27 protein-coding genes and 2 pseudogenes are annotated in these 26,441 nt (G+C 61.4%); 8 read left to right on the top strand and 21 right to left on the bottom strand.

Features of this window, described 5'->3' with window-relative positions; all coding sequences use genetic code 11:
• Nucleotides 1–129: 129 nt before the first annotated feature.
• Nucleotides 130–636 carry a hypothetical protein gene (locus tag F6X39_RS11780; RefSeq protein WP_187616759.1) on the top strand — a complete coding sequence of 169 codons (507 nt, stop codon included), beginning with the start codon at nt 130–132 and terminating at the stop codon, nt 634–636.
• Nucleotides 637–881: 245 nt separating this feature from the next.
• Nucleotides 882–1,259 carry a BON domain-containing protein gene (locus F6X39_RS11785; protein WP_187616760.1) on the top strand — a complete coding sequence of 126 codons (378 nt, stop codon included), beginning with the start codon at nt 882–884 and terminating at the stop codon, nt 1,257–1,259.
• An 18-nt stretch (nt 1,260–1,277) separates the two neighbouring features.
• Here F6X39_RS11785 and F6X39_RS11790 read toward each other — a convergent pair whose 3' ends face one another.
• The 3 genes and pseudogenes from F6X39_RS11790 to F6X39_RS11800 form a co-directional block, all read right to left on the bottom strand.
• A complete protein-coding gene (locus F6X39_RS11790) occupies nt 1,278–1,847 on the bottom strand; it encodes a helix-turn-helix domain-containing protein (protein WP_184046833.1) in 570 nt (189 codons plus the stop codon).
• A gap of 4 nt (nt 1,848–1,851) precedes the next feature.
• Nucleotides 1,852–1,977, bottom strand: a pseudogene (locus F6X39_RS36760) (recombinase family protein); the annotation flags it as partial.
• Between the two features lie 242 nt (nt 1,978–2,219).
• Nucleotides 2,220–2,510: a nucleotidyltransferase family protein gene (locus F6X39_RS11800; RefSeq protein ID WP_187616761.1), complete on the bottom strand. Its 291-nt coding sequence runs from the start codon at nt 2,508–2,510 to the stop codon at nt 2,220–2,222.
• Between the two features lie 294 nt (nt 2,511–2,804).
• Here F6X39_RS11800 and F6X39_RS11805 point away from each other — a divergent pair, with 294 nt between their 5' ends.
• Both F6X39_RS11805 and F6X39_RS11810 read left to right on the top strand, forming a co-directional pair.
• Nucleotides 2,805–4,199, top strand: coding sequence for an LLM class flavin-dependent oxidoreductase (locus F6X39_RS11805; RefSeq protein ID WP_187616762.1), 1,395 nt, complete (start codon nt 2,805–2,807; stop codon nt 4,197–4,199).
• 47 nt (nt 4,200–4,246) lie between these two features.
• Nucleotides 4,247–4,810: a flavin reductase gene (locus F6X39_RS11810; protein WP_187616763.1), complete on the top strand. Its 564-nt coding sequence runs from the start codon at nt 4,247–4,249 to the stop codon at nt 4,808–4,810.
• 64 nt (nt 4,811–4,874) lie between these two features.
• Here the strand turns inward: F6X39_RS11810 and F6X39_RS11815 are convergent, their stop codons facing one another.
• The 6 genes and pseudogenes from F6X39_RS11815 to F6X39_RS11840 all read right to left on the bottom strand — a co-directional run bounded on the left by F6X39_RS11815 (nt 4,875) and on the right by F6X39_RS11840 (nt 9,681).
• A complete protein-coding gene (locus F6X39_RS11815) occupies nt 4,875–6,023 on the bottom strand; it encodes a DUF1501 domain-containing protein (RefSeq protein ID WP_187616764.1) in 1,149 nt (382 codons plus the stop codon).
• A 5-nt stretch (nt 6,024–6,028) separates the two neighbouring features.
• A complete protein-coding gene (locus F6X39_RS11820; RefSeq protein WP_187616765.1) occupies nt 6,029–7,525 on the bottom strand; it encodes a DUF1800 family protein in 1,497 nt (498 codons plus the stop codon).
• An 81-nt stretch (nt 7,526–7,606) separates the two neighbouring features.
• Nucleotides 7,607–8,119, bottom strand: coding sequence for a periplasmic heavy metal sensor (locus F6X39_RS11825; RefSeq protein WP_090805856.1), 513 nt, complete (start codon nt 8,117–8,119; stop codon nt 7,607–7,609).
• Nucleotides 8,116–8,532 carry a hypothetical protein gene (locus F6X39_RS11830; protein ID WP_187616766.1) on the bottom strand — a complete coding sequence of 139 codons (417 nt, stop codon included), beginning with the start codon at nt 8,530–8,532 and terminating at the stop codon, nt 8,116–8,118. Before F6X39_RS11830 ends, F6X39_RS11825 begins: the two co-directional genes overlap by 4 nt.
• Nucleotides 8,529–9,119, bottom strand: a pseudogene (locus F6X39_RS11835) (RNA polymerase sigma factor); the annotation flags it as partial. The gene F6X39_RS11830 and the pseudogene F6X39_RS11835, both read right to left, overlap by 4 nt.
• Nucleotides 9,120–9,363: 244 nt before the next feature.
• On the bottom strand, nt 9,364–9,681 hold the full coding sequence (locus tag F6X39_RS11840; RefSeq protein WP_187616768.1) for a YXWGXW repeat-containing protein: 318 nt from the start codon (nt 9,679–9,681) through the stop codon (nt 9,364–9,366).
• Nucleotides 9,682–9,973: 292 nt separating this feature from the next.
• Between F6X39_RS11840 and F6X39_RS11845 the strand changes: the two genes are divergently transcribed.
• The 4 genes from F6X39_RS11845 (at nt 9,974) to F6X39_RS11860 (ending at nt 14,554) form a co-directional block, all read left to right on the top strand.
• Nucleotides 9,974–11,698, top strand: a complete 1,725-nt coding sequence (locus F6X39_RS11845) for a phospholipase C (protein WP_187616769.1) — start codon at nt 9,974–9,976, stop codon at nt 11,696–11,698.
• A 162-nt stretch (nt 11,699–11,860) separates the two neighbouring features.
• Nucleotides 11,861–13,306 (top strand): cytochrome-c peroxidase, encoded by a 1,446-nt coding sequence (locus tag F6X39_RS11850; protein ID WP_187616770.1) that lies wholly within the window; start codon nt 11,861–11,863, stop codon nt 13,304–13,306.
• Between the two features lie 98 nt (nt 13,307–13,404).
• Nucleotides 13,405–14,091 carry an HAD family hydrolase gene (locus F6X39_RS11855; protein WP_187616771.1) on the top strand — a complete coding sequence of 229 codons (687 nt, stop codon included), beginning with the start codon at nt 13,405–13,407 and terminating at the stop codon, nt 14,089–14,091.
• Nucleotides 14,092–14,299: 208 nt separating this feature from the next.
• Nucleotides 14,300–14,554, top strand: coding sequence for a hypothetical protein (locus tag F6X39_RS11860; protein ID WP_187616772.1), 255 nt, complete (start codon nt 14,300–14,302; stop codon nt 14,552–14,554).
• A gap of 95 nt (nt 14,555–14,649) precedes the next feature.
• On the opposite strand, the gene F6X39_RS11865 is transcribed toward F6X39_RS11860, so the two are convergent.
• The 12 genes from F6X39_RS11865 to F6X39_RS11920 form a co-directional block, all read right to left on the bottom strand.
• On the bottom strand, nt 14,650–15,042 hold the full coding sequence (locus tag F6X39_RS11865) for a carboxymuconolactone decarboxylase family protein (RefSeq protein WP_187616773.1): 393 nt from the start codon (nt 15,040–15,042) through the stop codon (nt 14,650–14,652).
• 96 nt (nt 15,043–15,138) lie between these two features.
• On the bottom strand, nt 15,139–15,849 hold the full coding sequence (locus tag F6X39_RS11870; protein ID WP_187616774.1) for a GNAT family N-acetyltransferase: 711 nt from the start codon (nt 15,847–15,849) through the stop codon (nt 15,139–15,141).
• A 99-nt stretch (nt 15,850–15,948) separates the two neighbouring features.
• Nucleotides 15,949–17,424: a glycosyltransferase gene (locus F6X39_RS11875; protein WP_187616775.1), complete on the bottom strand. Its 1,476-nt coding sequence runs from the start codon at nt 17,422–17,424 to the stop codon at nt 15,949–15,951.
• 13 nt (nt 17,425–17,437) lie between these two features.
• Nucleotides 17,438–18,523, bottom strand: a complete 1,086-nt coding sequence (locus F6X39_RS11880; RefSeq protein WP_187616776.1) for a glycosyltransferase — start codon at nt 18,521–18,523, stop codon at nt 17,438–17,440.
• Between the two features lie 5 nt (nt 18,524–18,528).
• Complete coding sequence (locus F6X39_RS11885; RefSeq protein WP_187616777.1) at nt 18,529–19,842, bottom strand: glycosyltransferase; 1,314 nt, start codon at nt 19,840–19,842, stop codon at nt 18,529–18,531.
• Complete coding sequence (locus tag F6X39_RS11890; protein ID WP_262413934.1) at nt 19,839–20,810, bottom strand: polysaccharide deacetylase; 972 nt, start codon at nt 20,808–20,810, stop codon at nt 19,839–19,841. Before F6X39_RS11890 ends, F6X39_RS11885 begins: the two co-directional genes overlap by 4 nt.
• Before the next feature lie 5 nt (nt 20,811–20,815).
• Nucleotides 20,816–21,367: a hypothetical protein gene (locus F6X39_RS11895; RefSeq protein WP_187616778.1), complete on the bottom strand. Its 552-nt coding sequence runs from the start codon at nt 21,365–21,367 to the stop codon at nt 20,816–20,818.
• Nucleotides 21,364–22,476: a glycosyltransferase gene (locus F6X39_RS11900; RefSeq protein ID WP_187616779.1), complete on the bottom strand. Its 1,113-nt coding sequence runs from the start codon at nt 22,474–22,476 to the stop codon at nt 21,364–21,366. Before F6X39_RS11900 ends, F6X39_RS11895 begins: the two co-directional genes overlap by 4 nt.
• A complete protein-coding gene (locus tag F6X39_RS11905) occupies nt 22,473–23,642 on the bottom strand; it encodes a nucleotide sugar dehydrogenase (RefSeq protein ID WP_187616780.1) in 1,170 nt (389 codons plus the stop codon). The genes F6X39_RS11900 and F6X39_RS11905 overlap by 4 nt, the downstream gene beginning before the upstream one ends.
• 137 nt (nt 23,643–23,779) lie before the next feature.
• Nucleotides 23,780–24,517: a CatB-related O-acetyltransferase gene (locus tag F6X39_RS37365; protein ID WP_316251680.1), complete on the bottom strand. Its 738-nt coding sequence runs from the start codon at nt 24,515–24,517 to the stop codon at nt 23,780–23,782.
• 82 nt (nt 24,518–24,599) lie between these two features.
• Complete coding sequence (locus tag F6X39_RS11915; RefSeq protein ID WP_187616781.1) at nt 24,600–25,553, bottom strand: hypothetical protein; 954 nt, start codon at nt 25,551–25,553, stop codon at nt 24,600–24,602.
• Nucleotides 25,554–25,615: 62 nt separating this feature from the next.
• Nucleotides 25,616–26,419 (bottom strand): heparin lyase I family protein, encoded by an 804-nt coding sequence (locus F6X39_RS11920; RefSeq protein WP_187616782.1) that lies wholly within the window; start codon nt 26,417–26,419, stop codon nt 25,616–25,618.
• Nucleotides 26,420–26,441: the final 22 nt, after the last annotated feature.

Genomic DNA, 26,441 nt, shown 5'->3' on the forward strand with positions numbered 1-26,441 from the left:
GGGTCGCGCAGCCTCCACGCGAACCCGTCAACGGGAGCTTACTGCCAAATAGCGGGATGCGGGTCGGGAGCGTGGACGACCCCTGCGGCCTCGCTTTCAGAATTCTCCGGGTTTTGCCGAGATTGACTCATGAACAATAGTGGCGCGGATCGATTTCATCATCTACTCGGACCGTCGCTTCGTTCAAAACTTTCCGCCGATCGTGCTCTATCTATGAAACGCATCTCTACGCGTGTCGCATTGTTAGCGGGTCTCATTGCCGTGCTTTATCTCGGTCTGTTCGACCATACTCCGCAAGGAAGCGAGTGTCGCAAATCGGCACCTGCCCACGGCCTGTACACGGCAGAGCTTTGCCTGTTGCGATGGATTCCGGGCCGCAGTGGAAGCCCTGAATATGTCGGCAGGCTATTCGATGCAAAAACTGGGAAGCTGCTTGCACAGCGCACGTTCAGCACGCCTGTCCCCGATCTTTTCTGGTCAACGGGTCTGCGATACTCGCTGAATCCGTATTCGCCGCCCCGTTATCTCGGTCCGTCCGTCGAATTTTCCCGCGGAGATGGCGGTGAAGGAGATTCGAGTATTTCGTTACCTCCGTCGTTCTGGGACAAACTAGCCGCCGCGCGCCCGCGCTTATAGTCGGCTGCGTCGTATGCCGGTGCCTGTGTCTCACCGTGCTGGAATCAAGCCGCACGCACTTCCTTCCGCGATTCAGTTGTTTGGCATGTCCGCGCCGTCAGGAGTATCTTTTAACCGCGCCGGAAGCGCCAACACCACCACTCCTCTACAAGACAGGCGCTTCCCAGAGTCCAGACCAGCTCGACAAAGCGCGAAGTTTCTAACATGCAACGAAGCGACATCAACTTATCGAGGATGGTGAAACCGTGAAAACAGTCAATCTTTTGAAGGTGCTCGGTATTGCATTGTGCGTGGCAACCGCATCCAGCGCCTATGCCCAGGCGAGCGACGCGCAGGCGCCCGCCGCCACGGCGCCTGCGCCGGCCACGACCGCCCAATCGACGCGTGCGGCAGATCGCAAGCTCGGCCGCGACGTGCGGCGCGCGCTCGGTAAAGCGCCGGGCTTCAATGTATCGAACGTGTTCGTGCGGGCGCGCGGCGGCGCAGTGACGTTGACCGGCTCGGTGCCTCAGGGCGAAATGATCCAGCAGGCCGGCGATGTTGCGAAAGGCGTGCCGGGCGTGACCTCGGTGACCAACAGACTCACCCTGGGCCTGCCATCCCGCGGGAGTGGCGGGAGCTGAGCACAAGCTGGACGCAACTCAGCGCCGCACCAACCCCACCACGTATCTGCACACCTCGGTGCCCGCATTGAAGAACTCGCATTCGACCGGCGCACCGAGTTGCAAACAATCCCCCGCTTCGAGCCGGTGCGTGAGCGCGCCCTCGCGAAACGTCAGCACCCCTTGCGTGACCCAGATCTGCTGATGCTGAAACACGAACGCATCCGACGGATAAGGCACCCTCACCCCAGTCGGCAATTCGATTTCGAGCAGTTCCAACACGCCGCCGGTCGGCGGTGAAATGCGCCGCCGCGTATAGCCGGTTTCGGGGTCCTCCCACAGCGACTGGTCCGCATGACGCACGAGCCGCTCGCCGGTCTGCTCAGCGAGTGCGAGCAACGTGGACAGCGTCAGCCCGAACGCGCCCGACAGCCGCCCGAGCACCGTCGCGGTCGGACTCGCCTCGCCACGCTCGATCTTGCTGATCATCGCCTTCGATACACCCGAGCGCTCGGCCAGCTCGGCGAGCGACCAGTTGCGCGCCTCGCGCTCGGTCTTCACGCGCGCGGAGATCGCCTGGGTCAGATCGATGGCGGAAGTTTCGGACATGGCGGGGTCGTCGTTGCGCAAGTGGGGGCACCTTATCCTCAAAGACCTTCCGACAACCGGCCTTGGTCAAGGCCTCTTGTTGCGACTCAAGGTTCTGATCCTGCGTCGAGACACGGGGGTAGTCGATGATCGTGGCGTGACAGTGCCGATTGACGAGTTCGTTGCCGCCGGCGGCCGAGATAGTTGCCTTCAGTTCCGTCAACTCCATCCGCTCGGTCATTGCTTCATTCCATCGTCCTTGCGGTCTTCATCTTCGGCATCCTGGCACGCGGCAGGCAGTTGTTTCAGTAGCTCTGGTAGCGCCGTTTGCACTGCAAGCATCGGTTGCGGCTTGCTGCATGTGGTCGAGGTAGTCCGGCAAGCGGTTCTCGTTCATACCGGCTGCGCCTGCGCAAGCACCTTGGCCCGGAACTTCTGCGGCAGGTCGGCCGGGGTCAGCAGATCGACGTGGACGCCGAGTAGCGCTTCCAGTTCATCCTGTACCCCCCCCAGGTCGAACAGCGTCGCCCCTGGCAGCGCATCGACCAGCAGATCGAGGTCGCTGCCGTCCCGGTCGGTGCCGTGCAGCACCGAGCCGAACACGCGCGGGTTCGCTGCGCGGAAGCGACTCGTCGCTTCGCGCACTACGCTGCGCTTCATGTCGAGAACAACGGACGGTCGCATGGGCATCCTTTCTTATCGAAACTCATCGAGACGATAAGCGATTGAGTCGAGACTCGCAATGCCTTCACCTCCCATGCCATGCCGGTTGCGTTGGCGGGCTTGCTGCCCCGGCACGGCCTACGCCAAGCTGATTACCTTTGACGCAGCAGCGCCAGGATCAGCGCAGACCAGTTCAGGCCGCTACGACCACCGCAACCGGCACAGCCAGCCAACCATGTCTTGCATAGTGATTTTTCGTCCACTATATTAAACGAAACGCCATCGCCCGAACCCGCTCATCAGCAGGAACACACCATGCCGAAGGAAATCGTTCTCAACGCGTTCGACATGAACTGCGTAGGCCACATCCAGCAAGGGCTGTGGACCCATCCGCGCGATCAGTCCACGCGCTACACGGATCTGCAGTACTGGACCGACTACGCGCGCAAGCTCGAAGCGGGCCTGTTCGACGGCATCTTTTTCGCGGACGTGGTCGGCGTGTACGACGTCTACGGCGGCAGCCCGGACGCGGCAATCGGCGGCGCCGTGCAGGTGCCGGTCAACGATCCGACGCTGCTGATTCCGGCGATGGCCGCGCTCACGCGGCATCTGTCGTTCGGCGTCACGTCGAATCTGTCGGTCGAGCAGCCGTTTCTGTTCGCGCGCCGCATGTCGACGCTCGATCATCTGACGCGCGGCCGGGTCGGCTGGAACATCGTGACCGGCTATCTGGACAGCGCATCGCGCGCGATCGGCCTGAGCGGCCAGATGGCGCACGACGACCGCTACGATCTCGCCGACGAGTACATGGAGCTCGTGTACAAGCTGTGGGAATGCAGCTGGGAAGACGGCGCGGTGCTGCGCGACAAGGCGCGCGGCGTCTATGCGGACGCGTCGAAGGTCCACGTGATCCATCACCACGGCAAGCAGTACCGCGTCGATGCGATGCATCTCGCGGAGCCGTCGCCGCAGCGCACGCCGGTGCTGTATCAGGCCGGTTCGTCCGCGCGCGGCAAACAGTTCGCGGCGGCACACGCGGAGTGTGTGTTCGTCAACGGCCAGGCGAAGCCGGCGGTCAAGACGATCGTCGACGACATCCGCGCGCACGCGGTCGCCAGCGGCCGCCGCGCCGACGACATCAAGGTACTGCTCGGCCAGACCGTGATCACGGGCCGCACCGATCAGGAAGCGCGGGAGAAATTCGAGGAGTACCGCCGCTATGTGAGCTCGGAGGCGGCGCTGGTGCACGCGGCCGCGTCGCTTGGCATCGACTTCGCGCGCTACGACCTCGACGAGCCGATCGAAACGGGCAAGAGCCAGGCGATCGTGTCGAACGTCGAAGCGATGACGCGCGCGGCCGGTCCGCAATGGACGAAGCGCAAGCTGCTCGAACAGATGGTGCTCGGCAGCCGCCAGCAGCCGCTCGTCGGTTCGGCCGACAAAATCGCCAACGATCTGATCGCGTGGACCGAGGAAACCGGTGTCGATGGCTTCAATCTGTCGCGCACCGTCGTGCCCGAGTGCTTCGACGATTTCATCGAACTGGTCGTGCCGCTGCTACAGGAACGTGGCGCGTACAAGCGCGCGTATCGTAACGGCACGCTGCGCGAAAAGCTGTTCGGCCATGCGCGGCTGCCTGAGAGCCACACGGCGGCGCGCTTCCGTTCGCCGGCTTGCGCGGCGGCGCCGGACGACGAGGCTCGCGGCTAACTCGATCACCGTTGTTTTGGCGAACCCGACTTCCAGCAGAGGCCCCCATGCTTGACAAGAGCACGTTCCGCGACGCGATGGCCGGGCTTGGCGCGGCTGTCAACATCATCAGCAGCGACGGCAAAGCCGGCCTTGCAGGCTGCACCGCGTCGGCGGTCTGCGGCGTCACCGACGAGCCGCCCACCCTGCTCGTTTGCATCAACCGCAGCAGCCGCAACAACGCGGCGTTTCGCAGCAACGGCAAGCTCTGCGTGAACGTGCTGAGCGCCGAGCAGCAGGCGCTTGCCGCGCACTTCGCCACGAGCGCGCTCGCGATCGAAGAGCGCTTCGCCGCCGCGCAATGGGACGACCTCGCAACCGGCGCGCCGGTGTTGCAGGACGCGCTCGCGTCGCTCGACTGCGAGATCGAGTCGGTGACCGAAGTCGGTACGCACACGGTGTTCTTCTGCGCGGTGAAAGCCGCGCGCACGCAGGGCGCGGGCGATGCGCTGATCTACTACGGCCGCCGCTATCATCGCGTCGGCGAGCGCTCGGTTCACGCGACGCCCGCCGCTTCACCTGCCCCGCCCCAGCCTCGCCAACGGCCCGGCCGCGATCGTCCGGCCGAATAGCGCGGCCGCGGTGCGCTCCGGAGCGAGCGCAATACTTTCGCTCGCTGCACCGACGATCAACGCGTCACGCCCGCACGACGCCCGTCATCGGTCTGCCCGCCATGGTCCGGCCAAACAGCGCTGCCGCCGTCCGTTCGGGATCGAGCCCGAGACTTTCACTCGCGGTGCCGGCGATCAACGCATCGAGCGAGGCGGTCGGCTTCAGGTCGCGCGACTGATACAGCTGATGCGGCGCGAGGCCCGGCCAATCCGCCATCACGCGTCCGCCCTGCACCGACCCGCCGAGCACCATCGCGACCGAGCCGGTGCCGTGATCGGTGCCGCCCGTGCCGTTCGCGGCGGCGGTCCTGCCGAACTCCGTCGCGACCAGCACCGTGGTCTTGCTCCACGATGAACCCATGCCGTCGCGCAACGCCGCGAGCATCGTGTCGAGTGCCTTCAGTTGATTCGCGAGCCGCGTGTTCTGCGCGCTGTGCGTGTCCCACCCGCCGGTCTCGATCATCGCGATGCGCGGACCGTCGTCGCGCGCCAGAAAACTGGCCGCGAGCTTGCCGAGGCTCGCCGGGTCCTGGCGCGCGCCAGCGTCGCCCGCAAGGCCGCGCGCCGCCATCGCCGATTCCCACAGCGCACGCAGCTGCGCGTCGTGCTCGTACAGTTGCGACACGCGCGCGAGCAGATCATCGGGCGCCTGCGGCAAGGCCGACGGTGCATACGAGGTCACCGCCGCGGGCCCGCGCAGCGCCATCGGCACGGTCGGCGCGAACGCGATCGCGTTTTCGCGGGTGGCGGGCAGTTGCGCGGCGAGCCGGTTGAGCCAGCCGTCCTTCGTCTGATACGGCGACGTGCCGCCGGTTTCCAGCACGTTCTGTCCGTCGAAATGCGAGCGGTCGCGATACGGCGAGGCGACCGCGTGCACGAACAACGCCTCGCGCTGCGCGTACAGCTTCGCCATCTGCGCGAGCGCCGGATGCAGCGCGAACGTGCCGTCCAGATGCGGCGCGTTCGACGCATCGATCGCGAGCGGCCCGCGCAGCGTCGCATACGCGGGGTCCGCGTACGGCACGACGATGTTCAGCCCGTCGGCCGCGCCACGCTGGATCACGAACACGAAGCGGCGGTCGGTCGCGACATGCGCGAACGCAATCCGCGGCGACACGAGCAGTGCGCCGGCACCGGCGGCGGCGACGCTCAGAAACTGACGGCGTGACAGCATGGCGTTCATCTCCGTTGCAAATCGGGCGATACGAGCAGCAGCGCGATCGCCGTCGATGCGCTTTCCGCGCGCGACACCGCCGTGGCCGTCGGCTCGCTGAGCGAGCCAGCCAGCAAGGTCTGGCCGAGCGAGCGCGCATCGAGCCGGTCACCCACGCGCGCGGCGAAACGTTGCGCGACTTCGACGCGGCGCACGAGCGCATCGGGCGCGGCCCAGCTCGCGGCGATATCGTCGTAGCCGGCGGGTGAACCGGGCCGCCACACCGGCTGGCCAAGCTGCGTGAGGATCGGCGCGCTCTGCAGATTGCCGGGCTCGTGCCAGCCAAGTCCGCGCATCGACGAGATGGTCCACTCCCACGGCGTCTTGAACTTCACCGCGGCCGGCGACCACGCTTGCGGCGTATCGATCAACGCGCGATAGACGGCCGGCAGATCGCCGTCGCTGCGCGTGAACGCATCGGCCAGACGTTCGCTGACGCCAGGTGGCGGATTGTCGGCGACGAAATGGCGCGCGAGCTTCGTGCCGATATGCTGCGCGGTGGCCGGTGCGTGCGCGAGGTCGTGCAGGATCGCGAGCGCCTGCTGTTCGCCGGCTTCGTCGTAGCGGCGTCCCATGATCGTGCGCGAGCCGGGCTCGTGCAGCGCGGGACGAAACACGAAGCTGCCGGGTTCGCCGTTCTGTTCCAGCGCGCGGCGGTTTGCATTGGCGCCGCCGTTCCCCGGATTGCCGACGAGACTCCAGCCGGTCAGCGCACGCGCGAACTCGGTCACGTCGTCCTGGCTATAGCCGCTGCGCACGCCGAGCGTATGCAGTTCCATGATCTCGCGCGCGAGGTTCTCGTTGAGTCCGCGTTTGTTGTCCGGATTGCGCTGCGCGGCGCGCAGCGCGGCCATGCTGTCGGGACCGACCGAGCGGGTCTGGTCGAGGAACAGCTGCATGGCCGGATGACGCTCGACGGCCACCAGCATGTCCTCGAAACGGCCGAGCACGTGCGGGCGAATCGCCTCCGCTTCGAACGACCCGGCGAGCGCCGCGACGCCGGGCTTTTCGGTCGACACCGCGAAGTGATTCGCCCAGAAATGCACGAGGCGTTCGATGAACGGCGTCTGCGTGGTCAGCGCGCTTGCGACGCGCGCATTGACCGACGAGCGGTACATGTCGAGGATTTCGACGCGCAGTGCTTTTCTTTCGGCTTGCCTGGCGGCTTGCGCGTCGGTCTGGCTGGGTGCTGCGGTGTTGTTCGCATTCTGGCTCGGGTCGGTCTCCTCGCCCGCCTTCTGTTTCGACTGCTGCTCCATCTGCATGCGCTGCTGCACGAGCTGCGTCGACAATGCGATCGAATCGGGTTGGTTCGCCCACGCGTCGGGCCGCGGCTGATACTGCTCGAACTGCGCGAGCAGCCAGCCCTTCGGATCGGCGGGCGGCGTGTCGTCGGCGCGCGCGCCGAGGCCGAAGCGGTTCAGTGCGATCGCCGCGGCATTCAGGTTCGGTGAGTTGGCCATACGATCCTCGTCGCGGGTAGGACACCTGCATGTCCGTTAAACGGCCGACACGCTGAAACCCGTCGTCATCGCGCGCATTTTTTATTCGCTCGATGCGGCATTCGCCGCCGGTTTTTTCGCGTTCGGCGCCGGCTGCGCTTCGCGCCATTGCCCGCGCAACTTCAAACTCTCGGCGAATTCGACGCGCTCCTCGGGCGTCAGCGTCGCCGCGAAATCGGCGACGCTCGCTTCGACCATCGCGCGCAGGCTGACGTCGGCCGCGCGCGTGCGCGCGAGCGCGGCATCGAGTGCGGCGCGATCGAACTTCGGCGCGGCCAGCAGACGCAGCACCTCACGACGCCCTTCGCGAGCGTCGCGCGCATATTGGCGCCCGTCGCGCCGCGCGCTCTTCAGGCCGTCGATAAACGCCTGCCGCTGCTGCGCCGACAGCGGCTCGGCGGCGAACCGCAGCGCGCGCCGGTCCTGCGCCGCCGCCGGCGGATTCGCACCGTGCGCGGCGAACCATTGATACGCGCCGCCGGCGATCGCGCCGAGCAGGAACACGTTGAGCACCACCGAGCCCAGCAGCGCAAATTTCCACGAGCGCCCGTTCATTCGCCGCTCCAATCGGCGGAGCTGCCGCCGAAGCTCGAAGTCAGATACGAGGATTCATGCACGACCGGCGCGTTCTCAGCCAGCACGAAGAACGACACCGCGAACGCCCCCGCCACGCCGCCGAGCAGCCCGACACCTGCCACCGCCGCGCCCGACCACCACAAACGCCAGCGCGCGGCTGGGCGTCGGGACGGCGCGCGGTCGATGATGCGACGCTGCAATTCGAGGCTCGGCGGCTCGAGCTCGTCGGCGGCGAGCCACGCGTCGAGGCTGGCCGCATCGCTCAGCGCCGCATCGGCTTCGTCGCGATGCGCGCGCGCCCACGCCTGCGCGGCTTCGCGTTCGCGCTCCGGCCAGCGGCGCGCGTCGGCACCGTAAGCTGCAACGATCTGATGGAATCTTTCGGGCGTCATGACTTGTCCTTGCTAAGGCCGCTGCCGGCCAGTTGAGCGCGCAAACCGCGGCGCGCGCGGCCCAGCAGACTCTCCAGCGCATCGACGCTGACGCCCATCAAGGCCGCAGCGTCGAGGTTCGACATCTCCTGGTAGTAGGTCAGCACGAGTGCCTCGCGCTGTCGCGCCGGCAGCGCGGCGAGCGCCGCGCGCACGCGCGCGTGGTCGGCACGTGCTTCGAGCCGCGCGTCGGGCGGCGCGGCGGGATCGGCCGAATCGGGCAGTTCGTCGCTCGGGTCTTCGCGCGAGCCGCGCAGACGGTCATAGCAGAGATTGAGCGCGACCCGATGCATCCACGTGTCGAACTTCGCTTCGCCTTCACGCCAGCGGGCCGCCTGTTTCCAGATTCGCACGAAGACCTCCTGCGCGATGTCCTCCGCTTCCATACGATCGCCGAGCATGCGCGTGGCGAGCGCAAGTAGCCGCGGCAGCTTGCGCGCGACCAGCGAGCGGACCGCGCCGGGCTCCGCGCGGCCCACCCGCGCGATCAGCTCGGCGTCCGGATCGGGTGGTGCGTCGCTCAAGGCGTGCGGCTCGGTCGCGGCATCACGCGCGCGCTTTCGCGTGAGGACCGCATCACGAAATCAACGTCGTTCACTTGCCGCCGCTCCTTCAGCTGTCGTGTCGTTATGTTGTCGTGCCGCTACGCCGCTATCCGGCCTCGTATCACGTACGCGGTCAATATACGACGAGCGCCGGCCGGTAATAGGCCGGGCGTGCCGGATAGACCACACAGCCGGCGAGCGAGGCCGCCAGCAGAATCATCACGAGTGTTTTCATCGCGAGCCTCGTTCAAGCCCAATGTCCTTCGATCCAGCGCCAGTGCGGCCCACGTTGCGCCCAATGCCCGGGCACCCAGTGATAGCCGAGGCGCACCGGCTGCCAGTGGCCCGGCACCCACGCATAGCGGCCGTGCTCCCAGCGCCAGCGGCCCTGATCCCACACATAGCCGTCCCGTGGCGCGGGCACGACTTCGACGCGCGGCGGCGGCGGTGCCATCGGCGCGATCATCACTTGTGCGGAGGCCGGCGCGGCGGTCAGCGTGGCCGCGCAGCACAGCGCGGCGCTCAGCGTGGAACCGAGCAAACGACTGATGCGGTTGGTGTTCATGTCGATTTCTCCCTTCAAGGCTGGGACAAGTCGGTGCCCAGGACGGCCCCGTTTCTACTTGAACGCGGCAGCGGGAGAAATCCGTCGCGCTATTTGCGAAAAAAATGCACGAATACAGTCGGGTTCACGTAAGGCAATAGTCGGCGTTTCGCCCGAAAATTTTCATTTTTTGATGGTCCAATGCCCGGGCTGCAATCACTGGCGTCGGCCGTTACGCTTCTAACAACAATTTCCAGCACCGTTCATACCTATCGATGGAAGGGCTGGACCGCGAATGTGGAGCCACCAAAGAATGTTCCGTAAAGCCCTTTTGCCCATTCCGTTTGCCGCCGCACTGTTCGTGCTGAGCGCATGCGGAAACAGCAGCGTCAGCTCTCCTTCGACTGCATCCGCGCCGGCCTCCACACCGGCTGCTACCGTATCCGCCCAGGACGCGTTGGCCACGGCAACGCCGATCAAGCACCTCGTCGTGATCTTCGGTGAGAATCGTTCTTTCGATCACTACTTCGGCACCTATCCGAACGCGCAGAACCCGGCCGGTGAACCGGCGTTCACGGCGGCGAACACGCCGGCCCAGATCAACAATCTGAATCAGAATTCGCTTCTGACGAGCAACCCGAACTTCCTGAACACGGCGAACAACGCGGCCTCCGCAGGCAGCGGTATCAATCCGTTCCGCCTCGACCGCAGCCAGGCCAACACCAACGGCCAGTCGCACGACTACATGAAGGAACAGCTCGCCTACAACAATGGCGCGGCGGACCTGTTCCCCAAGTACACGGGTAACAACAGCACCGGCAGCGGTTCGACGTTCGGCACGCCGGGTCTCGTGATGGGCTATTTCGACGGCAACACGGTTACCGCGCTGTGGAATTACGCGCAGAACTTCGCGATGAGCGACAACATGTACACCGACACGTACGGTCCGTCGACACCGGGCGCGCTCGAGGTGGTTTCCGGCCAGACCAACGGCGCTATTCCTGCGAACGGTGCCGCTCAAGGCGACAACGTGATTGCCGACGGCGCGGGCAGCTTCACGATGAACGGCGATTCCGACCCGACCGGGGACGTGTGCAACACCTCGACGTCGAGCGGCCAGGCCACGCTGAGCTCGAATAACAAAAACATCGGTGACCTCCTCAACGCGAAAGGCATTACGTGGGGCGGCTTCATGGGCGGCTTCGACCTGAGCGCCACCAACTCGAACGGCACCACGGCGTGCAAGCGCAGTACCTACTCGTCGGTCCTCGGCGCAACGAAGACGGACTACGTACCTCACCACAACTGGTTCCAGTACTACGCTACGACGGCCAACCTGGCGCACACGCGCCCGACGTCGACCGCGCTGATTGGGCAGACCGACCCGCTCGATTCGACGGCTACGCCGGTGCACCATCAATACGACGTCAACGACTTCTTCACGGCCGTCTCGGCGGGCAACTTCCCGTCGGTCAGCTACCTGAAGGCACCGGCCGTCGGCGATGCGCACCCGGGCAACTCGGATCCGATCGACGAGCAGGCGTTCATCACGAAGGTCGTCAACTTCCTGCAACAACAGCCGGACTGGAAGAACACCGCCGTCATCATCACGTACGACGATTCGGATGGCTGGTACGACCACGCTTATGCGACGCCGACGACTTCGTCGTTTGACGCCACCGCCGACCAGCTGAACGGCGCGGGCACCTGCAACGCAACGGGCGCGAAGCAAGGCGTCGGCGTGACAGGCGCGGCTGTCAACGGCCGTTGCGGCCCGGGAACGCGTGTTCCGCTTCTGGTGATCTCGCCGTACGCACGTAGCAACTACGTTGACCACACGGCGGTCACTCAGGCTTCGGTTGTCAGGTTCATCGAAGACAACTGGCTCGGCGGCACCCGCATCGGCAACGGATCGCACGATGCGACGACGGGGAGCATCGCGTCGCTGTTCGACTTCACCAACGGTGGCAAAACGCCGGCGTTGTACCTCGACACGAACCTTGGCACCAAGCTGTCGGCTCCTCCTGCAACGAACTAAGGAGCCACCGTTTATCCGTCCGTTCTGCCGCACGGAGAAGTACGCGGTGTGACGTTCAGGGAACGGAGCTGTTGATGCCCGTCAATCAGTGATGACGTCGAGCCAGCCGGTACGGTGGCTCGACGTGCTTGTTTGCAGTTCAGCTTGCCTACCGCTATCGCCATGAATCGTCGTTCGAACGCCACCTTGTCTTCGCAACTACCCACCGCAAGCGCCCCGTCCCCTCGCGCTGCGAGCAGCACGTGGCGTCGCCTGATCCTCCGGATAGTGCTGGGCATCGTGCTGCTGGGCGCCGCTCTGGTTGGCTACGCGCTGATCTATCCCGAGCGTATGCCCGCGGCGATCGGCGATACGGTCGAGAATCTGACGGGCCTCAACGCCCATCCGGTCAAGCTCCAGCGTCCCCCCGTCGCGCCCCTTAGCGCGGTCGCGGTACTCGGCAGGGACCTGTTCAATGATCCGTCGCTTTCGGCGTCGGGCAAACAGTCGTGCGCGTCGTGCCACAGCGCCGCGCACGCTTTCTCGCCTCCCAACGACCTGACGGTACAACCAGGCGGCCTTCACATGACGGAAGCGGGCTATCGGCCGGTGCCATCGCTCGCGTACCTGTATCGCCAGGCGCCGTTCAGCATCGGTCCCGATCAGGGCGATACCGACGCCGCACCGGTCAGCCTCGATACGCAGGCCTCGGCCGCGCTAGGCGTGCAGCGCGCCCAGAAAACCGCGGGCGTTGCGCCTGCCGCGCCGGCTATGGTGCCGCAAGGGGGACTCTTCTGGGACGGCCGGGCAAGCACGCTGCAGGACCAGGCGCTTGGGCCGCTGACCAACCCGGTCGAGATGGCGAACCCCGATCTGGCTTCGGTTGCCGACAAGCTAAGGCACTCGAAGCACATCGATACGCTCAGACAACTTTTCGGTCCGCACGTCGTCAACGATCCCGATCTGCTCGTGTCGGAAGCCATGTTCGCGATCGGTCGGTATGAATTCGAAGACCCGGCGTTCCATCCATTCTCGAGCAAATACGACGCCTGGCTCGAAGGACGTGCACGCCTCACGCAAGCCGAACTACGTGGCTTGCGTCTGTTCAACGACAAGGACAAGGCCAATTGCGCGGGTTGCCACCTGAGCCAGCCGACGTCGGACGGCCTTCCACCTCTTTTTACCGACACGCAGTATGAAGCGCTCGGCGTGCCGCGCAATCGCGAACTTGCGCCGAACAGGAATCCGAACTTCTACGACATGGGCATTTGTGGGCCCTTCCGGACCGACATGGCCAGGCAGACGCAGTATTGCGGCATGTTCCTGACGCCGACGCTGCGCAATGCCGCCGAACGCAAGACGTTCTTCCACAATGGCGTGTATCACGACCTCAAGCAGGTGCTGGACTTCTACAACCTGCGCAATACGTCGCCGGACAGAATCTATCCGCGCGATGCGTCGGGCAAGGTGCAGAAGTACGACGATCTGCCGCCGCAATACCATGCGAACGTGGATGTGGCTGATGCGCCGTTCGACCGCAAGTTCGGCGACCAGCCCGCGATGACCGATCAAGACATCCAGGACATCATCGCGTTCATGAAGACGCTGAGCGACGGGTACAAGGACTGAGCAGCCGCGCTGGAGGCCGCCGCTGCAGCTTCCAGGCTGCGGCACGCGGCCCGGTGCGGTATCCTTGCCGGTCCGCGACCTTATCCCTACCCTCCCCGATGGCCGATTTTCCTTTCGACGCCGTGCTCTTCGACTGCGACGGCGTGCTCGTCGATTCCGAACCCATCACGAACCGCGTGCTCACCGAGATGCTCGGCGAGCTCGGCTGGCATTTGAGCGTCGAAGAGACGATGCGCATTTTCGTCGGCAAGATGGTCAGGGACGAAGCCGCGTTGATCGAGGCGCGCACCGGCTTCGCGATCACGGCCGGGTGGCTGGCGCAGTTCCGCGCGCGTCGCAACGTGGCGCTCGACAATGAGTTGCGCGCGATCGACGGCGCGCCTTTCGCGGTTCGCGCGCTGCAGCAGAGGTTGAATGGACGCATCGCGGTGGCGTCGGGCGCGGATCGCATCAAGATCGAATTGCAGCTCGTGAAGGCCGGCATCCTCGACTGCTTCGACGGACGCATCTTCAGCGGCCACGAAACGCCGCGCAGCAAGCCGTTTCCCGACGTCTACCTCGCCGCGGCCGCGGCACTCGGCGTCGAGCCGACACGCTGTGCGGTCATCGAGGATACGGTGACGGGCGCGACCGCGGGCGTCGCGGCCGGCGCGACGGTATTCGGCTATTGCCCGACGCACCTCGGCCATAGCAGCGCGACCGCGTTGCATGGCGCGGGCGCGGTGCACGTCTTCAGGGAGATGGCCGAGCTACCGACGTTGCTCGCGGGATGGGGCACGCGCTGATCGACCGACGTGTTGGCGGTTGAACGACACCGGCTTGCCGCAAGTTGGCCAACGCCGATCAGTTTTCGACTGCGCAGATCCGGTCGATCAGCGCTCGACCCAGCACAGACGTTGAATCCCGCCGCATGGCATGGTGCGTGCAACTGGAACGACCGGGCGCAAAGCATTTGCGCGCTCGATACCCATCCAACGTTGCCGGAGATTCATCATGTCGAACTTGACCCTTGCCGACCTGTCGCGCTGCGACGACCTCGACCACGCAGCTGCACAGTCCGTGCGCGGCGGCCACTCGTGTTTCCCGCACGAATACCCGCCTTCGTGTTACGGCGAAAAACCGCCGGTTCGCGGCCCGTCGTACTACAACCCTCCCTCCTACAACCCCTGCCACCCCGTGCATTACGGCTGCGGGCCGGTCTATACCCCGGTCTGCCATCCGGAGCCGGTCAAGATCGTGCCGCTGTAAGCACGAGGCCCAGCGCCGGTGCGTACGACGGCGCAATCATGCATGGGTTGCGGCCCGGGTTGGTACGATCGGGCCGCATTGCGCGCTTCATGCTTTTATTCGAAGGCCGGATCGATCGGCACGCGATAGCCGACCGCTAGCCGGTTCGTTTCGTTAGCCATCCCGACGATGGCCTGCAGCTCGCCGAACATCTCGTCGGTCATGCCGGCGCGGCGTGCCGCCGCCGTGTGGCTCGCGACGCAATAGCCGCAGTTGTTCGTCACGCTGACCGCGACGTATAACAGCTCCTTGACGAGCGGGTCGAGCGCGCCGGGCGCCATCACTTCCTTCAGGCTGTCCCACGTGCGCGTGAGGGTCGGCGGATGCTGCGCGATGTACTTCCAGAAGTTGTTCACGTCGTCGACCTGGCGGGTCGCTTTGATGTCGTCGTAGACGGCTTTGACTTCGGGTGATGCGTCCGTGTATTCGATTGCTTTGGGCTGGTTCATGCGGGCTCCTTGGCGTGTCGGTTGGGGGTGTGCGTCGGGGTATTGTGCACTTGCAGTGGCGGATGCGTGAGGCGAATGTGTACCCCACCGCGCCTCTCAATCCTTCCTGACCCACTCCATCCGCACCGACTCGAGTTCTCGCGGCAAACGCGCTGAGACAGGCGCCCGGCGCGGCAATTCGACGAAGCCGAGACGCCGGTAGAGCGCGTATGCGCGCTTGTTGCTGATCAGCACATCGAGCACGAGTTGCTGCCGATCGCGTTCGCCACGCCCCGCGCGAGCCTGCAAATTCATCAGCTCACCCGCGCGCATCGCATCCGCAAACAGCGTGCTGAAAACACCCGTGCCGCGCAGGCGCTCATGCGTCGCGCAGTGGGCGATCAACCTCTGCGACGACTTTGGCGCCGGCAATTCGCTTTCGAGCACGAGACCGCGCAGCAGCATGCGAACCGTGCGGCGCAAGCCAAAGAACAGTAGTAGCATCAGCGCGACGTGCGGATCGTCGAACCATGTGTGGCGTCCGTCATGCAGCGCGAGCACCGCGACCGGCTGATCGTCCCCGGTCACGGCCACACGGTGGCGTCGATACGAAAAGCGCCCGAGCTTCGAGGCAAACGCAAACGCCAGAAATTCGATGCAAGCTTCGGCCGGCTCACCGAGAAAGAAACCGAATTCACGCACGCCAGATGCGAAGATCAGCGGCGCGCATGCTTCGGCATCGTCGGCGCGCGCGGCGCGAAAGCGCAGGAGGAGCGGTTCGTCGTCGCGAGCGGGCGCGTGCGCACGTGCGGGTTCTACGGCATACATAGCAGACTGCCCTTTCGTGGATTCGTTGATTTTTTGTGTTTAGCGCGGCAGGCGCGCGAGCGCGCACTGGTCTTTATAATTGGCCAGGCTGACAGGAAGTCAGTATCTTTTAAAAGTTCGCTTTTCCTTGCACGTCCAATAGAGCACCATGCCAAAACCGACGCACACAGTCACATTCAGTGGAATCAAAAAATAATTCCCTTTTTTGAATCCTAGCAGTACCGAAATCGCCGAATAGAGGAAGCTGAAGACCTCGCCCGCCAGCAACACGGTATTGATCCGCGGCATGATGGCGCGATAGCCATTCGTGCCTTTCGGCGTTCTGTGAAAGTCGCCATACACGCCGAACAGAGCACGCACGCCGCCGACGAAGTAGTACCAGGCCATCGGCAAAAACATCGCGATATAGCGGTAGGTGTCCCACAAATCTTTCACGGCGCTCCGCTTGTCATCGAAACGTGCCCCGCGGCGCGCACCGAGCGCATTTTCGAGCCCCCAGAGCACAGCCAGACCGAAGAACGTAAACGCCCCCCAGCGCATGAATGCGGCATCGAAATGCACGAAACAGGTAAGCGGCAGGCTCAGCAAGATCAGTACATAGATTGACGCGAGCAGCACCGACGAAAACATCACGGAGATAGCGTGCATTCGCTTCATCAGAGGCATGCGTTGCACCACCATCTGCTTCACATGCTTGAAGCCGCTATGAATTAGTCCGCGCCCCCAACGCTCGCGTTGAATGCGAAATGCGCTAATGGTCTCGGGCAGCACCGACATCGACACCACGTCGCGCAAATAAGCGTATTTCCAGTCGCCGAATTGCGCGCGATAACCGAGATCGACGTCTTCCGTGACGGTCGACGCATTCCACCCGCCCAACGCATCGACGCACGCCTTGCGCCATACACACGAACTGCCGCTGAGCGATGCCATGTCGCCATCCTCGCTCAGGCCGACCGTCACGTATTGCTGATGGCCCATTTCCATCGCCTGGAAGCGCGTCAGAAATGACACGTCGCGATTCTCGTAACCGATGCCCGTCTGCAGGAATCCCAGTTTTGGGTCCCGGAAACACGGAATCGTCTTCAGCAGAAAGTCGACGGGCGGCACGAAATCCGCGTCGAAAATAGCGAAGAACTCCCCGCGCGACTGCTGAATGCCGTTGACCAGATTGCCCGCTTTGTAGCCCTTGCGATCGAGTCGCCTGAGCAGGCGAATATCGACGCCTTGCGCCGCATATTGCGCGACTTTCCCGCGCGCGAGTTGTGTGGTGCCGTCCGACGAATCGTCGAGCACCAGAATTTCGAGCAGTTCCGCGGGATAGCTCAGACGACAGGCGGCATCGATCAGCCGCTCCACCACCTCTGATTCATTGTAGATGGGCAGCAGCACGCTCACCGACGGCCGGCAATCGGCGTTGGCTTCGGCAGCCGAATGCTCGAGTTCGGTCAATTTGCGCCGCTCCACCTTTCGCGAAATCAGAAAGACCCGCATTTCAAGGAGCACGTATAGCGCGAAATAGACGACTACGACGAGAAAAACTGCCTGGCAAAACCAGGAAAGCAATGCGAGCATCGTGACCGGTCCCTCAAAGATTCACGACGGCGCAGATTTCTTCCAACCGATGTGCCCAGGTATGGTTCTCTCGCACGTATTTCGCACCGGCTTCGGCGCGATCGAGGTCCGCACGCGAAGGTCCGTGACGCAGCCGCGCGAACAGATCTCGCGTTTCTTCATAGGTATTCACAACGTGACAGAAATCGCGGAAATGGCGATCGACGGCTCGGCTCGGGTTCGTCACAGCAATACCCCCGCAGGCTAGAATCTCGAGCAAGCGGCGCGAAAACATCGTTTCGGAACTCGTGACCGAATTCACGTTGATCGAAACCGCGTGCGACTTGTAGACGTTCGCCGTTTCCCGATGTGGCACCTTGCCATGCAGGCGCATCTGGCTTGTCTTCGGAAAGCGGAACTCGAAATGGCGCGACAGCCGGTCGTGATTCCGGTCGAACACATTGAGCGGCATCTCGTTGTGCTCGCAGATTTCGAACACCATGTCGAGAAAGCGCCGCCTCTCATTCAGAATGCGCCGGTAATAGCTGCCTGTAAAACAGACTTCGTTGCGCGTGAAATTGAAGCCCGTGAAGCTATGAAAAGCCGGCTGAAAGGGCATGATTAGCGTATTCACGGGCACGTGCGCCGGCACCTGCTGGCGATAGCGTGCGAGGCATTCTTCATCTGTGGTGAAGACGTAATCGAACGCCTTCGCCACGTCGATGAACGCTTCGAAGAACGGACCGTCGTCCTTGTTCCAGAATACCGTGGGAACGCCTGCTTTCCTCGCGAAATCGACCAGACGGAAAATCGCGGTTGGCTTTGTGAGGCGCAACGTTTTCGGCTGCTTCGCCAGTTCGTAGCGCCAGCTTCCGTCCACGCCGTGGAATGCGGATTCGGCGAGCACCAGATCCGGCATCCAGTTAGTGATGACGTCGCGGTAATTCGAGGGCGTCATCACACGAACACGGCATTCGGCAGACAGACAGTCTGCCGTGAAATAGTCCGTGACGAGCGCAATCTTCAGACGGCCAAATGGCCCCTCTCGTTCGACATCTTCCGATACTTTCGGATAGTCGTAGACCAGCGAACCCAGTCTTCTAATGACCCTGCCAACCATTCCCCTCACCCCGCACTTTTTGGTAGCGCCTTGATGACAAAATCGCGCCAGCAACGCTGTGTGGTCGCGTATTCTTTTGCTTGTTCGCCGAGCGCGGCGAGCGCCGCGCGATCTGCCAATGCCGTTTCGATCACGCGCGCGAGATCCGCCGCGTCGCCAGCGTTGAAGAACCAGCCTGCGGGGTGCGCGCCCATTTCGTCGCGAAACACCGGCAGGTCGGGCACGATGACCGGTTTGCCCATCGCCATAGCCTCGACGAGCTTGATGGGCGGCACGATCTCGCAAACCTTGAACGGTTTGCGCGGGATGCACACGAGCGCGCAGCGGCTCAACGCCTCATGCGCCTGTTGCGGCGACGTCCGGCCCAAAAAGCGGATGTGTTCCGACAAGCCGAGGCGCTGCACCTGCGCTTCAAGTGCTGCACGCGCTTCGCCGTGGCCAATGATCATCACGTCCGGCTGCGCACCGCGTACACGTAGTTGCGCCACCGCGTCGATCAGCGTATCGAGCCCTTCGTAGCCCATCAACGAACCCGCGTAGCCTATTGTGTTCGGTTCGATTTCGCGTGGCGTGTGCATTGCGAACCGCTCGGGCTCCACGCAATTGGGCAGCAGGAACATGCGTTCTTCGGCAATGCCCCAGCGCTCGCGCGCGAAGCGGCCCAGTTGCTCTGAAATCACGAAGACACGGTCCGCATGCCGTGCGACCAGGCCTTCCAGTTCCAGACCTTGCCTGAACCCCTGGCGTCCCTCGTAATGCGGCAGACGCGAAATGCGCGTGAGCTCCCACAAACCACGCATTTCGTATTGAAAAGGGATGCCCAATTGCCGCGCGGCTAACAGTGCGGGCAGCGCATTGACGTGATTCGACGCGGCATGAATCACCGACACTCGATGCTGCTTCGCCCACTGCGCCACTACGCGTGCGGCTTGTATCGCATATAACAACACCGGCCGATTGTTGGTCGGTCCGGCTGCGTGCCGATAGTGCACTTCTCCAACCTGTGTTTCGTCGCCCTCGGCATCGCGCAAACGGTCGACGCGATCAAACGGATAGCCCGGACGCGTCAACGCGTGCACGCTGCCGCCAGCCGATCGCATTGCACGGATGATTTCGTGCGTGCGCGTGGTGTAACCGCTCGTGTGGTACGGCAATGCGCTTGCGGCCACGTACAGCAGGTTCGGCGAACCCACCTGGCACTCCCGTGTATTGGAGAGGCGATTGAGTTTGCGCTCCAGCGTCCGCACGGTGAGCCATCGGCTGAAACCGAGGTAGGGCTCGCTCACGAACGTTTGCAGAGAATCGAATACGCCGCTCATGCCCGCGCTTTCCCTTGCGGCTTGATCTCCGCCTGAGCGAGATCGATCGTCTTCGCCGTCCTGATCCGGCCGCGCGCGTGCAGATCGAGAAACTCGGCGGTTGTAATCACATCGTAGTCCTTCGTCAGGCGCGACACCAGCTTGCGGTAGCCCTCGATGCGCTGGTCATCGCGATACGTCGCGTAGCCTTTTTCGTCCCAGCAGAGCAGCGACCACGAATGCAGCAGGAAAATCGAGAACGTCGGGCTGCCGCTGAATGCGTCGAAAAGCAGTTTTCCCCACCACGGACGAAACCGGAAATACGGCGATTCCGGGTACGTGAGGCGCGCCCACCACTCGTCCTTGCCAACCTTTGGCAGGATCTTCTTTTCCGTCATCGGCACTTCGATGATGCCATTGGACCAGGCAAACGGATGGTTCGTGGGCTCGCTGAATAAGCACTGATTTGCGTGAACGGCGCACATCGAGTTATTGAACGACAAACGTATGCCCGCAGTTTCCAGCGCACGTATCGTGCACGCGTTCCATCGAAATGAACCAGCACGATGCGCGAGCACCGGCTTGCCGGTCTGCTCGGAGAGCAGGTCGCCAAAATACTTGATGACGAATTCGGCGCGCGCATCGTCCGTATATTGGTTCATGTATTGTGGCCGGCGATCTAGCCCATGCTCAGCCCAGAACGAATCGGGCAAATATTCCGGATGCGTGTGCAGTTGCACGTCCTGCCCCACCGAGTCGAGCCAACGTATGACCTCGCGCGTTTCGTCCAGATACGACCAGGGGCCGCATTGATCGACGAAGTAGACGTGCTTGACGCCGAACTCATCGCCGATCTCGGCCATCTCACGAATCCCCGCCGTACCGCGGTCGTGCACGCCCCACATGAGCCGCTTGACGTGATCGTGCGACGCGCGCTTGGGGAGCGCCTCCGTATCGACCGTCAACATCGCGTAGCGATTTCTGTCCATTATCCTTAATCCAATGTCAGCAATGCATGCCACTCCGGCTCGCTGGCCAATCCAGCGCTCAACGGCACAATGCATGCATCGCGATAGCGCCATGCGAGATACGCCTGCTTTCTTTCATGCAACGATGGGCCTTCTCCGCTCAATGACGGCACATATTCCACGAGCCAGCCGAGGCGGGAGTAAAAGGCAAAGTCGGCGATGTCCGTGACAAGAACGGGTGCCAGTTCATCTCTGTTGTGCAGTTTTTTTGAAAAACCCTCACACGCGTGGCGTAGCTGATGACGATCCGTGTCGACAGCCCAGATCATTACAGTCTGTACTTCGGCCGAACTCGGTCTGTGCTTGAGGGTAGCGAGCCACGAATATTGCGTAACGTGCGGTGAAATCAGCTTCACGGACGCCAGCAGATGTCGCACGTACCGCCATACGCGTTCCTTCCGGGAGGCTGGGGGCTTTTTGCCCAGCAAATCGTAGCGTTGCAGCAGGCTCCATTCATGGCCGCGAGCAACGGCCTTCAACCGCCGACGCAACGCTTTCGTTTCAACGATTACGCTCACCGCTTGGGCTCCTTTGATGTGGCCAAAGCGAGGATTTTTTCTGCGGCCAGCGACGCCCCATTCATGGGGATATCCGCCTGTTTCTCAGGTGTCGCGCCCAACATCTCTAGCAATTGAGCAACCGCAGTTTGGCGTTCTTCATCGGTCTCGCACGCGCAAACGACTGCAGGGATTGCCTCGGCGACCATATTCGCCCGACGAACCTGGTCGTCAGCCAATTGCGCATTCGGCACCAACAGCGCCGGAACAGTCGCCTGGACCAGCTCGCAGCAGGTGTTATAGCCGGCCGCACCGACAAAAACGTCGAAAGCGCGCAGGTAGCGCGCCAATGGATAGACCGTGAGCGGCGTTACGCTCTGCGGCAATTCCACATCACGAACCGAAATAGGCGCACGCGCCCACACAATCCTGAAGCCAGCCGCTTCGAAAACGCGAATCAGGCCGTGCCCGATCCCGGCAACGTCCTTCAGATTGCCCGGACCGAGTGCGAACAGAACGACGCGCTCCTCTTGCGGGAGACCCAATGCCTTTCGCGCAGCAGCGCGATCGAGCAATTCATCATCTTCCAACACACAGACTGGTGGAACGACTGCACGCGTTCCCCCTCCGTCGAGCATGGATTCGCTTTCGCGTGCGCCAAGTTCCCCTGGTTGAATGACGAGATCGAACAACGCCTCATCCACCGTTACTGTCTTGCCGCCTTCTTTCAGCAAACCACGATTCGACCACACGAGCGCAGGCGATCCGTATTCTTCGCATGCGGCGAGAAAACCCCGAAAAGGCCACGTGCCGTCGAAGACGATCACATCGGGCCGCACGCGTTCAAGCAACATGCCAAAGCGCACAGCAAGTTCGCTGTTCCAGGCGAAGGTTGAACTCGACGACCAGTATGGCGAAACGAAATAGTCCGCCTCGAAACCCATCTCCTCGATGAGCTCGATCGCGGACGCCAATGAAAAGAACACCGGCCGAGCGCGCCCGCGCAACCGACGTGCGTACGAAATGCAACGGTTCAGATGGCCCATGCCTGAGCCATTCACGTTGAAGAACAGGATGCGCGGAAGCTGCGAAGCGGACGAATCGTAGCGAGATCGCTTCGGATCGCTCATGCGTCGCCGCCGAACAAATCTCGGGTGTACACCTTGTGCACGACGTCCTCCAGATCGGCTGTCATGCGATTGGCGACGATCACGTCCGCACAGCGTTTGAATTCAGCTAGATCGCTCACGACCGCCGAATTGAAGAACGTTGCCTCGTGCATTGCGGGTTCATAGACGATAACTTCCACGCCCTTCGCCTTGATGCGTTTCATGACGCCCTGAATGCTCGATGCGCGGAAATTGTCGGAGCCGGCTTTCATGACCAGCCGGAAAATGCCGACGGTTTTGGGCTCGCTCGCAAGGACGCTGTCGGCAATAAAATCCTTGCGCGTTCCGTTCGACTCAACGATCGCGTGAATCAGGTTCTGCGGCACGTCGCGATAATTCGCGAGCAGTTGCTTCGTGTCTTTCGGTAGGCAATAGCCGCCGTAACCGAAGCTTGGGTTGTTGTAGTGCGCACCGATGCGGGGGTCGAGGCATACGCCTTCGATGATCTGGTGTGTTTCGAGCCCATGCTGCGCGGCATACGTGTCAAGCTCGTTGAAATATGCGACGCGCATGGCGAGGTACGTATTGGCGAAAAGCTTGATCGCTTCGGCTTCAGTGCTGCCGGTGAACAGAGTAGGAATGTCATTTTTGACCGCGCCTTGCTTTAGCAGGTTTGCAAAGGTTTCGGCCCGCTCCGAGTGTTCCCCGACGACAATGCGTGAAGGGTACAAGTTGTCGTGCAGCGCTCTGCCTTCGCGCAAAAACTCGGGCGAAAAAATCAAATTTTCCGTACCTAATGCCTCGCGTGTGCGCTCAGTGTAACCAACCGGAATCGTCGACTTGATCACCATGACCGCGCGCGGATTGATGAGCTTAACGTCGGAAATGACGGTCTCGATCGACCGCGTGTTGAAGTAGTTCGTTTCTGGATCGTAGTCGGTGGGAGTAGCGATGATTACGTAATCGGCACCGGCGTAGGCGTCTTCTTTGTCTAGCGTCGCGCGGAAATTGAGTGACTTGTTCGCCAGAAAATCCTCGATCTCCACGTCGTCGATCGGCGATTCCTTGCGGTTAAGCATCTCCACCTTCCACGCAACGATATCGAGCGCAACGACTTCGTTACGTTGCGCAAGCAATGCAGCAAGAGATAGACCGACATAGCCCGTGCCGGCGATTGCTATTTTCATGGGCATCCTTCCAAGGAGCGCGCTCGAAATCTGAACATCAATTCTGGGCCTACCACCAAGCCATGCCGATCAGGCCGATTCGATGAAACCCCGGAGCGTCCGTTCAAAGCTGTCTTCGATGATGTTAAATGGATGAGTTAGGATCGCTTTGCCAGCGTATACGTGTCAAACGGTTCCCGACTCACCTCGACGTAATTTTTCATTTCATCGATGAACTGAAAAATATTTTCAGTGGGAAGCAACTGAAGCTGCTCCGGTGCAAGATTCCACCACTCCGTATTCAACAACTCACCAATAATTTCATCGGGAAATCTATATTTGATGATTTTTGCCGCCACTCCACCCACCACAGCATACGGAGGCACATCCTTTGTAACCACTGCATTCGCGCCCACAACGGCCCCTGTCCCGACAGTAACGCCAGGCATGATTACCGCACCGTCTCCGACCCAGACATCGCTGTTCAGAACGATTAAATTCCCCTTATTTGGGGTTATTCCTAGGATCTCGCGCTCCGTAGCACTGTAAGAGTCCCCGGTTCCTTTACTGACTACCGGCGAACTACTGAGTCCATGGATTGCATGTCTTCCTGCACCAATCGTCACCCGCCGGCCGATACTGCAATATCTGCCAATAAATACCGGCGCTCTGACATACCCACCACCATTCATGTAACTATGAGCACCGACAAATGAGTTGCGTGATGACGATATAACTGGCGACTCCATTTTCGCGTGGCGCTCAAAGTAACAATTCGCGAGATTTAATGCATTTCTTCGATTAGCCTCACCGTCACAAATAGCATCCACGGGCAATTCAATTGCCTCAAGAGTTTTGTGCTCTATTAAAAAAGCAAATTTTCCAGCTATATTCATGGTGATAGACAGCCAACCTTAGAAATTCAATCTTCTGGTTCTTCGCGAATTCCGCGATTAGTGAGCAATTCCGGGTTATTTACTATTTTGCCCGCGCTTCAATAAGTTTCCGCATCGACGCAGCCACAATCCCTGGTCGGAGCGGAAGCTTTTTTGTCTCCCCAATAAGCTTTTCAATTTTTGCCAGATACGCGTCGGCCTCGTCGATCATGTTGTGTTGAATCAGCAACGCGACCACGCTCAATTCGGTATACAGAGATACCTTCGAGAACGGAACCCGAGCTGCCGCGTTTTTGAGCAGGCGAACCTGGTCATCCACGGAGAGCCATTTGAGCGGGTCCTCCTTGAAATATTCCGTTGGAATTTCCCGTTCGAGCCTGAACACCCCCGAGGTGTCGACGGCACCGAGGAACGAGAAATACGGGCTGAGGAATTCCTGCCGAATCTTGTTTTCGAGAGCTGCTTCGAAAAAATAGTCCTGCTGGATGACCACGGTATGCCCGGGAATGTAATGCGGCACGAACGCATTGAACGCAGCAAGATCACGTTCGTAGTTCTTCAGGCAATCGTAGAACGCGATTTCGATCGGGTCGTCCGCTCGCGCCAGCTTCACGATGTCGCCGATACGAAAATCGATCAAATCGAGGTGGGGCTCCAACAAGCGCTGTAATACGGGAAAGTAGTTGTCGCCTTCTTTAAACGTTGCTCCGTTCAGTGCCCGCTGCGTTTCCGGCTGCTCCAGATATTTGTCAAAGCCAGCGCCAGCCCAGATCGCGATATCGTATGCATGAATAGGCTTCTTCAACCCGTCACGTACTGCGGCATAGGCCGACGGATTGTTTTTCAATCCAATTGAAAACGCTTCGGTCGACGCGCCCAGGAAAAGCCCTGCGTCCACAATGGCGCCCTCGCCACGGTAGTATGATCGGGCAAGCCAATAGAGCAGCGATTTTTCATCCTTCGACATCATCGAAGGGAATGACAAAATTGACGGCGGAACCGGTTCGTCACATTGAATGGAACTCAGGAATTGCATGATATCGGCCTGCATTAGAAAACCCCGATCGAAAATATATTTAGAGAGATGGCGATATTATCTTACTGCTCTTGGTGAGCATCGCTCAAGTCGTCCAATTTATCGATGTAAATTTCATCGTGAAAGACGATTCTTGGACCATCGAAATAGGACTTTTGAAACGTCGGTTTGTAAATTCCCCATTTTGGACGAGCAAACTTCAGGGTGGAATTGAACATGTTCGCGCCGGTAAAATTGACCACCGGATGGTATGACTTCTCGCCTTCCTCACGGAGATACACCACGACCATGCCGTTCGCTCCGTCAGACCATAGGACATCTATCCTGATATCCATCCATTTTCCTGGCTCGAAATCTTTTTTTATAACGTACTGACCATCCTTTAGAACTCTCAGCACGACATCATGCCCTTTGATGGCGACAAACATGTCGGCATGTGTGCCAAATCGCTTAAATTGCCAGACGGTATCAACGGACTCACGGGTGTCGTACTGCCACTGGTTGTCCGTTCTGAAGCTAAAACCATAGCGATAGGATTCACCTGCGCTATATAGCAGGGACTTCAGGCCGCTTGTTTCCGTTTCAGCCCGATATCTTCCATATGAAATATACGAGTCAGTGCGACACAAGATGGTCTTCAACGAACACTTGCCCGCACGAGAAACCGAGCAATCGACATTAATCGAATCATCTGCCTTAGGTCTTTGAGCGACCACACCGGATTGCGGCGAAATATTTCCTGATTCGTAGCCGATGTGAAGAAGCTCATGCTCCTTTGCTTCCGCAACCCCAGCCCGGCCAAAGACGCTTGCCGATGAGATCAGCAGCAAAAAAATAACTCTGCGAAATTGATAGTCAATTTTCATAGAAATTCTCCACCAATTTTAC

This window comes from Paraburkholderia sp. UCT2 (assembly GCF_014397665.1).
GTDB lineage: Bacteria > Pseudomonadota > Gammaproteobacteria > Burkholderiales > Burkholderiaceae > Paraburkholderia > Paraburkholderia tuberum.